Source organism: Rossellomorea sp. LjRoot5, from assembly GCF_964253455.1.
Taxonomy (GTDB): Bacteria; Bacillota; Bacilli; order Bacillales; family Bacillaceae_B; genus Rossellomorea.
In genome coordinates this window covers 3,187,530-3,202,181 of record NZ_CAXUQN020000001.1, presented here as the reverse complement: position 1 = coordinate 3,202,181, position 14,652 = coordinate 3,187,530, and the positions used below count along the sequence as shown (strand labels likewise).

14 protein-coding genes and 1 pseudogene are annotated in these 14,652 nt (G+C 43.3%); 10 read left to right on the top strand and 5 right to left on the bottom strand.

Annotation, left to right across the window (positions count from 1 at the left end; genetic code table 11):
• Window positions 1-38 precede the first annotated feature (38 nt).
• Both ACSQ2E_RS16315 and ACSQ2E_RS16310 read right to left on the bottom strand, forming a co-directional pair.
• Window positions 39-656: a nitroreductase family protein gene (locus tag ACSQ2E_RS16315; protein ID WP_435994592.1), complete on the bottom strand. Its 618-nt coding sequence runs from the start codon at window positions 654-656 to the stop codon at window positions 39-41.
• Between the two features lie 384 nt (window positions 657-1,040).
• The gene (locus tag ACSQ2E_RS16310) at window positions 1,041-1,181 is read right to left on the bottom strand and encodes a hypothetical protein (protein WP_435992215.1); all 141 of its coding nucleotides are present in this window, start codon (window positions 1,179-1,181) and stop codon (window positions 1,041-1,043) included.
• 145 nt (window positions 1,182-1,326) lie between these two features.
• On the opposite strand from ACSQ2E_RS16310, the gene ACSQ2E_RS16305 reads away from it, so the two are divergent.
• The 8 genes and pseudogenes from ACSQ2E_RS16305 (at window position 1,327) to wrbA (ending at window position 10,116) form a co-directional block, all read left to right on the top strand.
• Window positions 1,327-2,286: a LacI family DNA-binding transcriptional regulator gene (locus ACSQ2E_RS16305; RefSeq protein WP_435992213.1), complete on the top strand. Its 960-nt coding sequence runs from the start codon at window positions 1,327-1,329 to the stop codon at window positions 2,284-2,286.
• A gap of 200 nt (window positions 2,287-2,486) precedes the next feature.
• Window positions 2,487-2,765: pseudogene (locus ACSQ2E_RS16300) on the top strand (MscL family protein); the annotation flags it as partial.
• Window positions 2,766-2,861: 96 nt separating this feature from the next.
• The gene (locus tag ACSQ2E_RS16295; RefSeq protein ID WP_435992211.1) at window positions 2,862-3,794 is read left to right on the top strand and encodes an ATP-grasp domain-containing protein; all 933 of its coding nucleotides are present in this window, start codon (window positions 2,862-2,864) and stop codon (window positions 3,792-3,794) included.
• Between the two features lie 221 nt (window positions 3,795-4,015).
• A complete protein-coding gene (locus ACSQ2E_RS16290) occupies window positions 4,016-5,197 on the top strand; it encodes an ATP-binding protein (RefSeq protein ID WP_435992209.1) in 1,182 nt (393 codons plus the stop codon).
• Window positions 5,198-5,516: 319 nt separating this feature from the next.
• Window positions 5,517-7,784 (top strand): RNA polymerase recycling motor HelD, encoded by a 2,268-nt coding sequence (gene helD, locus ACSQ2E_RS16285; protein WP_435992207.1) that lies wholly within the window; start codon window positions 5,517-5,519, stop codon window positions 7,782-7,784.
• Window positions 7,785-7,917: 133 nt separating this feature from the next.
• Window positions 7,918-8,748 carry an aldo/keto reductase gene (locus tag ACSQ2E_RS16280; RefSeq protein WP_435992205.1) on the top strand — a complete coding sequence of 277 codons (831 nt, stop codon included), beginning with the start codon at window positions 7,918-7,920 and terminating at the stop codon, window positions 8,746-8,748.
• 269 nt (window positions 8,749-9,017) lie between these two features.
• On the top strand, window positions 9,018-9,428 hold the full coding sequence (locus tag ACSQ2E_RS16275) for a DoxX family protein (RefSeq protein WP_435992203.1): 411 nt from the start codon (window positions 9,018-9,020) through the stop codon (window positions 9,426-9,428).
• Window positions 9,429-9,501: 73 nt separating this feature from the next.
• Window positions 9,502-10,116, top strand: coding sequence for an NAD(P)H:quinone oxidoreductase (wrbA, locus tag ACSQ2E_RS16270; protein ID WP_435992201.1), 615 nt, complete (start codon window positions 9,502-9,504; stop codon window positions 10,114-10,116).
• A gap of 58 nt (window positions 10,117-10,174) precedes the next feature.
• Here the strand turns inward: wrbA and ACSQ2E_RS16265 are convergent, their stop codons facing one another.
• Window positions 10,175-11,059, bottom strand: a complete 885-nt coding sequence (locus ACSQ2E_RS16265; protein WP_435992199.1) for an RluA family pseudouridine synthase — start codon at window positions 11,057-11,059, stop codon at window positions 10,175-10,177.
• 171 nt (window positions 11,060-11,230) lie between these two features.
• Here ACSQ2E_RS16265 and ACSQ2E_RS16260 point away from each other — a divergent pair, with 171 nt between their 5' ends.
• Window positions 11,231-11,632, top strand: coding sequence for a DUF5365 family protein (locus tag ACSQ2E_RS16260; RefSeq protein ID WP_435992197.1), 402 nt, complete (start codon window positions 11,231-11,233; stop codon window positions 11,630-11,632).
• Window positions 11,633-11,812: 180 nt separating this feature from the next.
• On the opposite strand, the gene ACSQ2E_RS16255 is transcribed toward ACSQ2E_RS16260, so the two are convergent.
• Together ACSQ2E_RS16255 and ACSQ2E_RS16250 are read right to left on the bottom strand one after the other, a co-directional pair.
• Window positions 11,813-12,286, bottom strand: a complete 474-nt coding sequence (locus ACSQ2E_RS16255) for a thioredoxin family protein (RefSeq protein ID WP_435992195.1) — start codon at window positions 12,284-12,286, stop codon at window positions 11,813-11,815.
• A 1-nt stretch (window position 12,287) separates the two neighbouring features.
• On the bottom strand, window positions 12,288-12,713 hold the full coding sequence (locus ACSQ2E_RS16250) for a disulfide oxidoreductase (RefSeq protein ID WP_435992193.1): 426 nt from the start codon (window positions 12,711-12,713) through the stop codon (window positions 12,288-12,290).
• A gap of 166 nt (window positions 12,714-12,879) precedes the next feature.
• On the opposite strand from ACSQ2E_RS16250, the gene ACSQ2E_RS16245 reads away from it, so the two are divergent.
• Window positions 12,880-14,553 carry a glycoside hydrolase family 13 protein gene (locus ACSQ2E_RS16245; RefSeq protein WP_435992190.1) on the top strand — a complete coding sequence of 558 codons (1,674 nt, stop codon included), beginning with the start codon at window positions 12,880-12,882 and terminating at the stop codon, window positions 14,551-14,553.
• The last annotated feature ends 99 nt before the right edge of the window (window positions 14,554-14,652 follow it).

Sequence of the window (14,652 nt, the reverse complement as noted above, 5' to 3'; positions counted from 1 at the left end):
AAAGCCACACACCTATTGGCAGTGGCTTTTTCATCGTCTTATTCTGCCCAATCAATTAAGTTTCGGATATCCAGGCGATCAGTCTTTCGTGCTTTTTGAAGCGGTTTTCCGATTGTGATCAGCATGATGGGAAGATAACGCTCAGATACATTGAATTCGCTTAAAAGGGCAGCCGGATTGAATCCACCGATCGGACAAGTGTCCCAGCCCTTCGCTTTCGCGGCAAGCATGAATTGCATGGCAGCGAGTGACGCATTGCTGAATGCAGCGTCCCGCGGGTATTCCTCACGACTGTACGCGCCTTCGATTTGTTTCTTAAGGACCTCTTTGATTTCTGCCGTCATTTCGCCTTTTTCAATCGCAGGATCAAAGACGGGATCGATGTTCTTATTGGCTTCGAGATCACCAAGTATAGCCACGACAGCAGAAGCATCATGTACCTGCTGCTGGTGATAGGCGATCGGAAGTAAGCGTTCCTGTACTTCTTTATGGTCAAATACAAGGAATTTCCATTGCTGCAGATTCCAGGCAGATGGAGCTTTCCCAGCCGCTTCGAGCAGGCTGACTAATTCCTCACGGGGGATTTCCACGTGAGGGTCGTATACTTTCGTGGAGCGGCGTTCGTCGACGATTTGAAAGAAATTATCCATGAGTATGCCTCCTTGATGTATGAAGAAATGTTATAATGTGGTATATATTTGTGAGTTACTTACTTTTTGTAAGTCACAAAGCAATACGAACAATATAACCGACGTTATAGTTTGCGTCAAGGAATGAAGTTTTAGGATGTGTGAAAGAACGATCCGCGGTGGATGTTTTGAATATAAAAGAAAATGGTTCAGTATTATCATACGGCTATTTACGTAAATACTGTTGCTTTTGGCTGTAGCGAGTAGTGGTTGATTTCCGCGGCAGGTGCTCGCTTTCCGCCCGAGGAAAGCGAAGTCTTGCACGGAAATCAATAGCGGTGTAACAAGTGATCCTAACTAATTTTCGTCTTTAAGGGAAATGGATTTAGTTATGTCTAAGCCTCGTATGAACTAAAGGAGCTTAGAGTTGTAGATGTTCTCAAAGGGATCATCATGATCGTAGGGAGTGTGAAAATGGATGGGCTTTAATGCAGCGTAACTTCCGCCGATGATGATGGCACAGAGAATGGGTAAGGATAAAATGCCGAGCATAGTATAGCCTCCTTATCATGTTTTGGGAATGAAATAGCCATTGGATCCTTGCATGATTTACTTTAAAGTGTGAAACGCGTTTCAGAGCAAGCGTTTTTTGAAGAGATATTTTTGATTGGAATATGGTTACTTGAGGGGTATGGGTATGACAAATATTAGAAGTATTGCGAAGCTTGCAGGAGTTTCTGTATCAACCGTTTCGAGGGTATTGAATGATCATCCTTATGTGAAAGAAGAGAAGCGCAGAAAGGTCCTTGATGCTGTGGAGCAGTTAAACTATATAAAGAACGCGAATGCCGTCCATTTATCAAAAGGGAAAACCTATAGTATCGGAGTGATCCTACCCTATTTGAATCTCCCTTACTTCGGTGAGATTCTTCAAGGCATAGCAGGGGAAGCGTTAAAACATGGTTATCACCTCCAGCTTTTTCAGACGGATTATGACAGGGGGGCTGAACTGGATGCCTTTCATCGACTTCAGATGAAGGAAGTCGATGGATTGATCCTGACGTCACGCTCCAATTCTCTGGATGCTCTTGCTTCATTTATCAATCCTAATGTGGTTTTTTGTGAAAACGTGTATGACCCCACTTATAAAAAGGTGTTCATTGATCATTATCAAGGGATTCGCAGTGGGCTTGATTATCTTTATTCTAAAGGGCACTCGCGAATCGGGTTGTGTTTGCACAGGACATTTGGGACGAATAGCGAAGAGCGGATCCGGGGATTCTTCGACAGCGCAGAGGCTGCCGGCCATCCCGTACGTGACGAGTGGATATTCAATGACTGCTACGATCTTCAAGACGGGCGGGATGTGTTGAGTGCATGGGAACACATGGAAGAAAAGCCCTCCGCCCTTATCGTGACGAGCGATCAAGTATCTGCGGGGATGGTCGCAGAGGCGGGAAAAAGATCAATTAGGATTCCAGATGACCTGGCGATCCTCAGTTTTGATAACCATCCCCTTGCCGATGCCCTCGATATCACATCTTTTGAAGTACCGATAAGAAAAGTAGGGGAAGAAGCATTTAAACTATTTCTGGAAAATAAACATCCTGATCCGGTCATATTGAATACAAAATTGTTTGAACGTGGAAGCGTCTAAGTTGTGAAACTCATAAGAGGGAGGGAAAACAATGCAGGGGAACAAGGAAGAAAAGAGACTCGTCATCCTGATGGGGGTTGTCGCATGTATTGTGTTAATCGCAATCGTAGGAAGATATCTTTTATAAGAAATTTTATAGTCTTCATAACTCACTCCTTTTCACCATATCTTAAACTAGTGAAGCATCCTCAGATAAGACAGGGGTGATTGGATTGGGGAAGTTCCTTGGCTCATTGGTTGACCTTATTCTTATTGCCACGAGTATTTTTCTCATGATTAAACTGGTGAATCGCTTAACTGTCAGTGATCAGGCTTCTAAGGTGAATCGGACGAACAATTTTGAAGTCCTGCAGGAAATCCGAGACATCCTGAAGGACGATTTTAGGAGTGTGCGGCTAGAGGCACCTGTCAAAGTCCGTGACCTCCTGACGAAAAGCGGCATGAAAATTCAAATGAGGACGAATCGTAAGTCAAAGTGAATCCATGATCATTGCCTAAATCCTACTTTTATAGTAGGATTACTTTGTGTTGCAAGACTTTATTTTAAAATCTTACGAACAAATGGGGTAATGACCATGAAAAAAATTCATATCATTCATGAAAACAGTGAATGGACCAATCATTTAACGTCCAGGCTTGATGAGCTCCAATTGCCTTATGAGGAATGGTTCCTTGATCGTGGACTCGTCGAGTTATCATCAAAGCCTCCGGAAGGTATTTTCTATAATCGAATCAGTGCCTCGTCGCATACGCGAAACCATCGTTTTGCACCGGAATTGACGGAAAGCGTTCTATCCTGGTTAGAGCGGAACGAACGGAAAGTCCTGAATGGAAGCCGTGCCCTTCGCTTGGAAGTAAGTAAAGTGAATCAGTATATGGCCTTGAATGCTGCAGGCATCAAGACACCGGAAACCATTGCAGCAGTTGGGAAAGAACAGATAATCGAAGCTGCTGAAAAGCTTGATAAACCATCCTTTATCACGAAGCATAATCGTGCAGGAAAAGGTTTGGGAGTTCAGTTGTTCCAATCTGTGGAAGCATTGAAGAATTATGTGTACAGTGACAACTTTGAAGAACCGTTAGACGGCACGACACTCATACAGGAGTACATTGAAGCACCCGATGCATCGATTACACGCTGCGAATTCATAGGTGGTAAGTTCATGTATGCAGTGAAGGTGGATACATCGGAAGGATTCGAGTTATGTCCTGCTGATGTATGTCAAGTAGATGATCTATTCTGTCCTGTAGGGGAACAGGAAGACAAGCCTAAATTTCAGATCAGGGAGAACTTTTCACATGACATCCTGACATCATATGAAGCATTTTTGCATGCGAATCAAATCGATATTGCCGGGATTGAATTTATCCAGGACAAAGAAGGCAACATCTACACGTATGACGTGAACACGAATACGAATTACAATAAAGATGCCGAGGCGAAGTCCGGACAATACGGAATGCTTAAGCTGGCAAAATATCTTGGTGAACAATTGAAAACGGTGTAAGGTGATGACTCTCCTGTAGGTGTACAGGAGAGTTCTCTTATGTAAGGCTACATATATAATTGTAACGATATAGGGATTAGTATGGTAGAATTTTTATAAAGAAGACAATTTCCGTGAAAGGTCAAAGGATAAGGATGATTATTTTTAATCAGGAAGTCATTAATAATTTCTTTTATATCATTTTGAGTATTTTTTTAATTTTTTTCCTTGTTGAAAAAAAGATGATACACGGTTGGTATACAAGGTTAGCAACCCTTGTTTCTTTAAGCATCGCCATTATTCTGTGCATGCTCTCCCCCATATACAATAACCCATACTGTGTCCACGATCTGAGGATGATCCCGTTTGTTCTCGGCATTCTGTATGGCGGTCCATTTACAGGTCTCGCATTGCTCGCTGTCTTATTGGTATCCAGGACGATGATCTACAGTTGGAGTATGGTAGCACTCGTGATTTATGCCGTGATCTACCTCTTGACGATCATCGGGGTGAAATGGTTCAATTTCAACCGGTTATCAAGCAGGAAGAAGATCATATTCTCAGTGGTGCTTTTTACGATTCATTCCATCGCAGCAGCTCTTATTGCGAAGGCAATGACTGTGTTTGTGATCGACGAAAGCTATCTGATAAATTTTATTTTTCTCCCTTCCTTGGGCATGCTGATCCTGACGTACATATGTGAGACGTTGCTGAAACAGATTCAAGTCAAACAAGCACTCGTGAAAATAGAAAAGATGGAAGTGCTCGCTCAGCTGGCCGCCGGCATTTCCCATGAGGTGAAAAATCCTTTGACGGTGATCAAAGGTTTCCTGAGGCTGCTCCATCAGGAAAATCTTCCTGTAGGAAAAAGGGAACAATATCTAACGATCGCTTCATCCGAACTGAACCGGGCAGAAGAAATCATCAACGATTATCTCACATTTGCCAAACCGGATCCGGATCAAGTGGAGAACATCTCCATTTCAGAGCAGCTTCATAAGCTCACCGACATGGTTGAACCCTTGAGCAATCAACAATCGGTGCTAGTACATAAACAGATCGAGGATGCCTCCATCGTTGGGAACACCCGCAGTTTCCAACAGGCCTTTCTCAACATCATCAAAAACGCCATCGAATCCATGCCCAATGGAGGTACGCTCACAATCCTTTCGAAGATTCAAAAAGGGACCGTATGCATTTCCATCACTGACACCGGAGTCGGAATGACACCGGATCAACAAGAGAGACTCGGCGAACCTTATTTCTCTACGAAGGAAAAGGGAACGGGCCTCGGACTGATGGTTTCTTACCGGATCATCGAAGCCATGAGGGGTGTCATTACCGTGGAGAGTCGAGTGGGTAAGGGCACTAGTTTCCGGATTGTGTTCCCTGTGGATAAACTGAAGGACCCTTCATCTGATTAGGTGGAGGGTTTTTTTACTTGTTTATTCCTGAATTATCTGATAATATATATTTCTGCTCCCAAACGCCTACATAATTTTTACAGATTTCGATATGTCTTTATAGTGTCTAGCTCCGGCGGCTAGGCCCTCGAGGTCATAAGATGAGTCTCTCAAGAAGGCAAAAAACGCCTTCGCCAGACTCATCTTATGCTTGTCGGGCCAGATCGAGCCGCCTCCGCTTTTCGTTATAAACGTTTTCCCCACTGAGAGTCGTTACCTTGGTGGAAGTGGCAGGACGTTTTTTCTCCATTGCGGCTAAAACATTTGGAAGGAGAAATGTATGACGAAGGAATCAACTATTCATCCCGATTTTTCAAGTGAATCAGAACGCTTAGAGTTTACGAAGCGCTATATTGATGTGGTCATCAGTACATCCCAGACGAGTAAGGAAAAGTATAAGGAAAACATGGAAAAAGCTTTTGGAGATATTGATTGGGGAGAGTCGAGTGCCGCCTACATCGATATCTTGACGAACTCAAGCTTTTTTGAGATGTCCAAAGAAGAATTGGAGTCCCTGACCAAAGCAAAGACGAAACCGTACTTTGCCCGGATTGATTTTCAACATGAGGGCTCCGGCAAGGTTGAGAAGCATTATATCGGGAAGACCTCCTTGTATCAGCGTGAAAATCAGGAGCAAATCATCGTCGACTGGAGATCCCCTATCGCCAACCTGTACTACGAAGGAAGGATCGGCGATGTCTCATACGAGGTGGAAGGTGAAACATACGAAGGTGATTTGTCCCTGAAGCGGCAATACATGATCGAGGATGGATGCTTGGAAGAAATTCGCGATATTGACTTAACGACCACCGATGAACTGCTTCAGGATTCATTAGCCAAAAGCTCCAGCAACCGGCTGACTGAAATCATCTCCACCATCCAGGAGGAACAGAACCGGATCATCCGGGCCGACCTGAACAAGCCGATCATTGTACAGGGGGCGGCGGGAAGTGGGAAAACAACCATTGCCCTTCATCGGATTTCTTATTTTATTTATAACTACAAACAGCACTTTGATCCGAGACAACTGATGATTCTGGCCCCGAGTAATTTGTTCATCGACTATATTTCAGAAGCGCTGCCGGAACTGGGGGTGGAACGGGTAAGGCAAACGACATTTACGGATTATGTTATGACCTGCTTAGAGAAGAAGCTTACTATTGTAGAAGATAACAAGCTCATTCAGCTGATCGAGACCCATGATGAAAAGATAGAGACCGCATCATGGATATCTGGATTCAAAGGGTCTAAAGCATTCAGGAGAATTCTCGAGCATTATATAGAAGAAGTCGAACAGCGCTTTTATACATCAAAGGACTTCTATGTGGATAAATACAAGCTCTATACCGCCAAAAGATTCACTCATCTTTTCAAAGAGGAATATACGTATATGCCAATCTATCGCAGGATGGAAAAGCTGAAGTCACTCCTTCAAAGCTATGTCCGCTCGAACAAGAAGCAAATGGTTGCGAAGGTCGAGAAATTCTTTGATGAGCGGATTGAAACCGCACTCTTTGAACGTTCCAAGGCAGGGAATCGAAAGGAATATGTCTCGAAAGCACTGGATAAGAAAACAGAGCGTGTGGACGAGATCAAGAAAGCAATACGTACAAGTGTCAATGGATACATGAAGCAGTTTGAAAAGAAGAATCTGCATCAATATTTCATTGAGTTGTTCTCGGATCCCGTTCGCCTTGCTTCCTACTCGAAGGGGGAGCTCAGCGGGAGACAGGCGGAACAGCTCTGTCAGTACACGTTGAAATATGCAAAGAAAAAGCAGTATGAAGTAGAGGACTTGGCCATTCTCCTATACTTGCAATCCCATTTGTTCGGAATCGATAAATTTCACAAAGCAAAAAACATCGTCATAGATGAAGCACAGGATTATAGTTATATGCAGCTCTATTCATTGAAGAGGGCACTTGAGACCGACATGTTCACACTGGTCGGGGATCTCGCTCAAGGGGTCCACTCATACCGGGGCCTTCAGTCCTGGGAACCGGTTTACCGGGACATCTTTCCGAGGGCGACGTACACTGAGCTTCAAAAAAGCTACCGTACGACGATTGAAATCATGGAGGAAGCGAATAAACTGCTTAGTCTCCTGCCCTATGATTTTCCGAAAGTGAATCCGGTGGTGCGACACGGAGATTCTCCGAGCTTTGATGAGTATGTGGAAGTGGATGAACTCGCTTCCTTCATCGAGAAGAAAGTGGATGTAGGACGGAAAGAAGGATTCCAAACCTTCGCCGTCATCGGAAAAAGCATGAAGGACTGTGTGAAAATAAGCGAAATCCTTCAAGATAGGCAGCCCGGGAAGGTAAAGCTGTTGGAAGAACAGGAATCGATCCCGAAAGATCAGATTGTGGTCGTTCCTTCCTATCTCTCGAAAGGACTCGAGTTTGACGTGGTGATCATCGCTGCGGTGGAAGAGTCCTTCAACCCGGATAACGAACTCGACATCAAGCTGCAGTACGTTGCCATGACACGACCCCTTCATAAGCTTGCGTTCGTAGGGAAGAAAAGAGAACAATTTATCGGCCGGTAGTCAAAGTAGAAGAATAGGTCCGTCCCTCTAAACCGAGGGACGGACCTATTTATTATCATTGAATACTAAGGAATCATAAAATTAGCTTTCTGTCGTTTAAGTTTGTAAAATAATAAATCAGGAGGGATGCAATATGTTGAAAAACTTACAGAGTACGAAAACGCTACATAACGGGATCGAAATTCCGTATGTCGGTTTAGGAGTTTACCAAATGAAAGATCCGTCTGAAACGGTCCAGGCTGTTCGAGCAGCGATTCAGTCCGGATACCGTTCCATCGATACCGCCGCGATCTACGACAATGAAGAAAGCGTAGGACAAGGGGTGAAAGAAGGTGGAGTAGCGAGAGAAGACCTGTTCATCACTTCGAAAGTGTGGAATAGTGATCAAGGCTACGATACGACTTTAAAGGCATTTGAAACGAGCCTGAAGAAGCTGGAGATGGATTACCTGGACATGTATCTCATTCACTGGCCGGCAGAAGGAAAGTACAATGATACATGGAAAGCAATGGAGAGACTCCATGGCGAAGGATTGATCAAATCAATCGGTGTAAGTAACTTCCATCAGCATCATCTTGAAGATTTAATGAAAAATGGCAATGAAAAGCCTGTATTAAATCAAATCGAGTTACATCCCCGTCTGAACCAGGAGAAAATACGAGAATTCTGTGCTTCACACAATATCGCAGTCGAAGCGTGGTCACCGATCGCTCAAGGGCGTGTATTGGATGAACCTACATTAAACCACATTGCAGATAAGCATGAAAAGTCTGCTGCACAGGTGATTCTGCGCTGGCACCTTCAGAATGATGTCATCATCATTCCAAAGTCAGTTCATGAAAACCGCATCAAAGAAAATGCAGATCTGTTCAACTTCGAGCTTTCACTGGAAGAAATGAATCAAATCAACCAACTGAATTTGGACGAACGTTTTGGTCCAGATCCAGACAACTTCGATTTTTAATCGATATTTCGAAAGAGGTCCGTCCCTCAAGAAAAGGGACGGACCTCTTTTTTCTTACTCCAACCCATTTCAATAAATGTTGAAAATAGATATTGACAGAGTGGAGAAGAATATTATACAATTATCTCGAAATCAAAATAATCATATTCGAGATAACTTGTCTTTTTTTTAATTATATATCTCATATTCGAGATAATTGACGTAAGAATAATTGAATTTGAAATGTTTGAAGGTAACTCTCGAAGGGAAAATATGAAGGAGGAAAAAAGATGACAGCTTTAGCTGCGTTCGGTTTATTGGTTATTCGTTTAGTAGTGGGATTGACATTCGCTGCTCACGGAACACAGAAATTATTTGGCTGGTTCGGAGGTCAGGGTGTACAGGGCACTGGAGGCTTCTTTGAGTCCATTGGAATCAAGCCGGGAAGAACGATGGCGTTACTTGCAGGGATATCCGAAGTAGCGGGTGGATTATTGTTTGCCGCAGGCTTCCTTACGCCATTAGGAGCACTACTCATCATTGGCACAATGATTGTCGCAATCGTGAAGGTTCACGGTGCAAACGGTTATTGGGCGACACAAAATGGTACAGAATATAATGTGATGCTCATTGTTGTGGCACTTGGGGTAGCCTTGGTCGGAGCAGGGAGCTTTTCAATAGATGCACTATTATTTGGTTAATGGATTTACATGCAACCTGAATCTGTGTTTCACCCATTTACTATATAAAAAACATATTTAAAGGAGAGGTTTTATGTCTAATGTAAAATTGGCAATCATGTATTACAGTTCAACTGGAACAAACTATCAGATGGCGAAATGGGCTGAAGAAGCTGCGAAAGAAGCAGGGGCAGAAGTGAAATTACTTCGTTTTGAAGAGACTGCACCAGAAGGAGCGATTGCTTCCAACCCGGCATGGGAAAAGCACTATAAAGAAACAAAAGATACGGTCCCTGTAGCAACCCTTGATGATCTGGAATGGGCAGACGCTTATCTATTCAATGTCCCAACCAGATTCGGAAATGTACCTTCTCAGGTCAAAGCGTTTCTTGATACGACTGGAGGCCTTTGGTTCAATGGAAAACTGGCCAACAAAGTAGTGAGCGCCACATCATCTGCAAGCAACTCACACGGTGGACAGGAGCAAACGGTTCTGGCTTTGTACACAACCATGATGCACTGGGGTGCCATCATCGCCGCACCTGGATACACAGACCAATCAAGCTTTGCAACTGGAGGGAATCCATACGGTACGAGTGTAACGGTCGATCAGGAAGGCAATATGGTCGAATCCGTAGAACCTGCCGTGAAACACCAAACCCGCCGTACAATCCAAATCGCTGAAGCGGTGAAAAATGGATTGAAATAAAGAATATAAAAAACACGAGTCACGCATGAAGGAGCGTGACTCGTGTTTTTTTATATTCTTACAGACCGATATCGTCTTCGCATTCAGCCTCACATTCAATCCGTTCCCCCGTCAGCGGATGAGGGAACGAAATTCGGGCTGCATGCAGTGCCTGCCTGGTGAATACCGGTTTTCCCCCATATAATGTGTCGCCAGCCAGAGGGTGACCGATGTGACTCATATGTACACGGATTTGGTGTGTTCGGCCGGTATCAAGCTGTACTTCAATGAGTGTATAGGGATTCCTGACTTCCATTACTTTATAATGGGTGACTGCATCCTGACCGGAAGGCGAAACCCTTCTTCTCGTATTGTGATGACGGTCTCTCCCGATCGGTTCTGAAATGGTGCCTTTTTTCTGCTTTAATCGACCGTGAACGAGGGCATGATAGGTACGCTTGATTTGTCTTTCGGCAAGAAGCCGGTCAAGGATCGCTTTACTTAACGGATGCTTGGCGAAGATGATCGCGCCGGACGTATCCCGATCCAACCGATGGATATGCAAGATGCGACAGCTTTCCCCTTGGGCCAGATGATGGAACGCGACAAGGTTGGCGAGGGTATCCGTTTCATCAGGAGTATTCGGATGAGTATCGATACCGGCCGGTTTGTTGACGACAATCAGATGTTCATCTTCAAATAATACGTCCAGCTCCCCGTAGGTGGGGGGAACATCATATTCGACCTCCTTGAATAATCGGATCTGTAGAATATCCCCTTGTGAGAGGGGGGCAGTCCATGAAGTCGACTCTCCGTTCACTTTGACATCACCTTCCATCCTCATGGAATGAACCAGTTTCTTAGGGGCCTGCCAGTGGTTTCTAAGAATTGTTTCAATCGTTACATTTTTCCAATTACCTGGAATGACTAGGTCGAATCGTTCGCCTATTTTCCTTGTTTTCATCAAAAAACTCCTTTAAATGACAAAAATCTTATACTCTTATGGGTATTTCATCCTACCATAGCCCCTATTCAACCCAATTCATGGGTATAATTACCACGCTGTTGGTTCTACTTCTATGTTATCCTTAATATATCTATTACAGAGAGATTACAACCATTACGAAGGTGGGTTATGATGGTGAAAGTTTTACTAGCATCAACACATGAACAGGAAGACAAAATCCAAGAGCTTATACAGTACATGTATTGTACTATTTTCCCTGATTATTTCACAGATGATGAAATCGAACAATTCGATGATATGCAAGTATTACATACGACGACGAGAAACTTTGAATATTTCGGGACACTTAAGGAAGCATTTCAGGTCATCTCAAGCCTGCAAACGCTGATTTCGATCGTTGAAAGCGGCTTAAAAGAAGACGTATATGAAGATATGTTCTACCACAATGCCGGGATCCTTCAAAGCTTTGGCATGTTCTTCCCTTTATCGTATGATCAATTTACGGCTGAATCGGACTGCAAACATAATCTTAGCATTTACTCGAGAGCGGATAACCAGCTGCTTGTATAAGCTGTATCACGTTCTTAATAGTTAGATACTTTAGAAAATTCGCATTTACATGTTTGAAAGGTTCACGTGAGGGGAAAATAGCAAGTAATAAGTTAATCCTGAAGATACAACGTATCTTCATCTTGAAATTCCTCCTCACTTGAAAGGGGCTGACTCGTGGAAAAGTCAGCCCCTCTTTTTTTATTCTGATTTTACGTTCTCTTCAAAAAATGATTTGAAATCTTCTTTAGGATGTTCTCCTACGATTCTCGCCACTTCTTTTCCATTCTCGTAATGAACGAGTGTAGGGGTGGCTTCGATTCCGTATTGATCCCAGCCCTGTTCGAATTCAAGCAGATTGTACTGAACCATGTCGACTCCCATATCTTCGGCAAGAGGTGCGAGGGTAGGTGTCGTTCTTTTACAATGAATACAAGTTGAGCTGTAAAAGTATACGGTCGCATTCTTTTTGTTTTTTAATTTCTCTTCCAGCTCTTCGGGAAGGATGACATTTTGATAGTTCGGATCATCCAGCAGTTCAACGGTCGCAGGATCCAGTTTTGCCTTATTGAATTTATTCCCCTCGGCTTTTTGATTGTTCTGGACGCTAGTGACAATGGCGATAGCTGCGAATAGTCCCACGATCGCCACCAGGAATATGATGATTTTCTTCAATCTAGTTTTCCTCCTTTATGGCTTTTAATACGATAACACTTGAAATGAAGATGATGATGAACCCCATGAGTGCAAGGAACGGAATCGTGATAAAACCGAACAGGTTGATGTATTCACCTGTACAAGGAACACGTCCGCAGGCAGGGGCATTTTCAGTTAAGATCGAAACTTTCTGAATAGAGTAGTGATAAATGGAAATGAGAAGGCCGATGCCGGAAAAAATCGTAGAATATAATGTCGCTTTAAAATCTTTGCGTACATAAGCCACTCCTAATAAAATCACCATCGGGTACATCAAAATACGCTGATACCAGCATAATTCGCATGGCTCATATTTCATGATTTCAGAGAAATATAAACTCCCCATCGTGGCGATCAGAGAAGAAGCCCAAGCTAGGAATAACAGAGAATCTGCTTTTTTATTCATATAGAATTCCTTTCTACGTATATTCTATCAAATTATAGTATGATATTATTATAAAAGTAAAATGAGAAAACTTTATGAAGAAATGTGATATTTTTTTAACGATTTGTGCAAACGGTTGCAAAAAAGCGTTCGCTTGATACTGACAGATCTTACAGGAGGAACACATATGACAAAACAATGGTGGAAAGAATCGGTCGTCTATCAAATTTACCCTCGGAGTTTCATGGATAGCAATGGTGATGGAGTCGGGGATATCAAAGGAATCATTTCTAAATTGGATTATTTAAAAAAACTGGGCATTGATGTGATATGGTTATCTCCTGTCTACGAATCCCCGAATGATGATAATGGATATGATATTAGCGACTATAAAAAAATCATGGATGAGTTCGGCACGATGGCTGATTGGGAAGAAATGCTTGGAGAAATGCATAACCGTGGTATGAAACTTGTGATGGATCTTGTGGTGAATCACTCTTCCGATGAGCACGGCTGGTTTGTGGAATCGAGGAAATCAAAGGATAATCCATATCGTGATTATTATATATGGCGTGAAGAAAAAGACGGTAAAGAGCCGAATAACTGGGAATCTGTCTTTAGCGGTTCTGCCTGGGAATATGATGAGGCGACAGAAGAGTATTTCTTACATCTCTTCTCGAAAAAGCAGCCGGATCTGAACTGGGAAAATCCGAAGTTGCGCCGGGAAATCTATGACCTGATGACATTCTGGCTGGATAAAGGAATCGATGGTTTCCGTATGGACGTCATCAACTTTATCTCGAAAGTGCCAACATTGCCAGATGCGCCGAACCCTGAAGGCAAACCGTATGCTTCCGGTCATGAGTACTTTATGAACGGTCCCCGCATTCATGAATTTCTTCAGGAAATGAATCAAGAGGTTCTCTCTCACTATGAGGCGATGACGGTTGGTGAGATGCCGGGTGTGACACCGGAGGAAGCCGTACTTTATACAGGGGAAGACCGCAATGAAGTGAATATGGTATTCCAGTTTGAGCATATGGATGTCGATTCGGGTCCAGGAGGGAAATGGGATGTCGTTCCATTCGATCTAGTGAAACTGAAATCAATCCTTACTAAATGGCAAACCGAACTACACGGTAAGGGTTGGAACAGTTTGTATTGGAATAACCACGATCAGCCAAGAGTCGTCTCAAGACTTGGGCAAGACGGGGAGTATCGAGTGAAGTCTGCGAAGATACTTGCGACCCTCCTCCATATGATGCAGGGGACGCCTTATATTTATCAAGGGGAAGAGCTTGGTATGACGAATGTCCGTTTCTCTTCTATTGATGAATACAAGGATATCGAAACGTTGAACATGTACCGGGAAAAAATAGCCCAGGGTATGGATCCGGAAGAAATCATGAAATCCATTTACGTAAAAGGAAGAGACAACGCAAGGACTCCTATGCAGTGGGACGGAACGGAACACGGTGGATTCACAGAAGGAGAACCTTGGATCGCAAGTAACCCGAACTACAAAGAAATCAATGCCGAAAAAGCCTTAAACGATCCGGAATCCATTTTCTACTACTACCAAAAATTAATAGCCATCCGCAAAAAGCATGACATCATTCCATACGGATTATTCGAGCTTCATTATGCAGATCACCCATCCGTATATGCCTATACAAGAACACATGGGAATCAAAAGATCCTCGTCCTTTGCAATGTGTCAGGAGAAGAGCAAGTCATCGAAAACGTCGCTTCATTTGATATCAATCAAGCTGAAATCCTCATAACAAACGAAGATAAGCATGAAAAAGATGCATTTACATTAAACCCTTGGGAAGCGACCGTGTATTATTTTAAAGGATAGTATGAAGGGCAGCATCTTTATGATTGGGTGTTCTTAAATCTGTGGAAAAATGATAACCAAGTTGATTGAAGCGGAAGGTGCTCGACTCCTGCGGGAAAA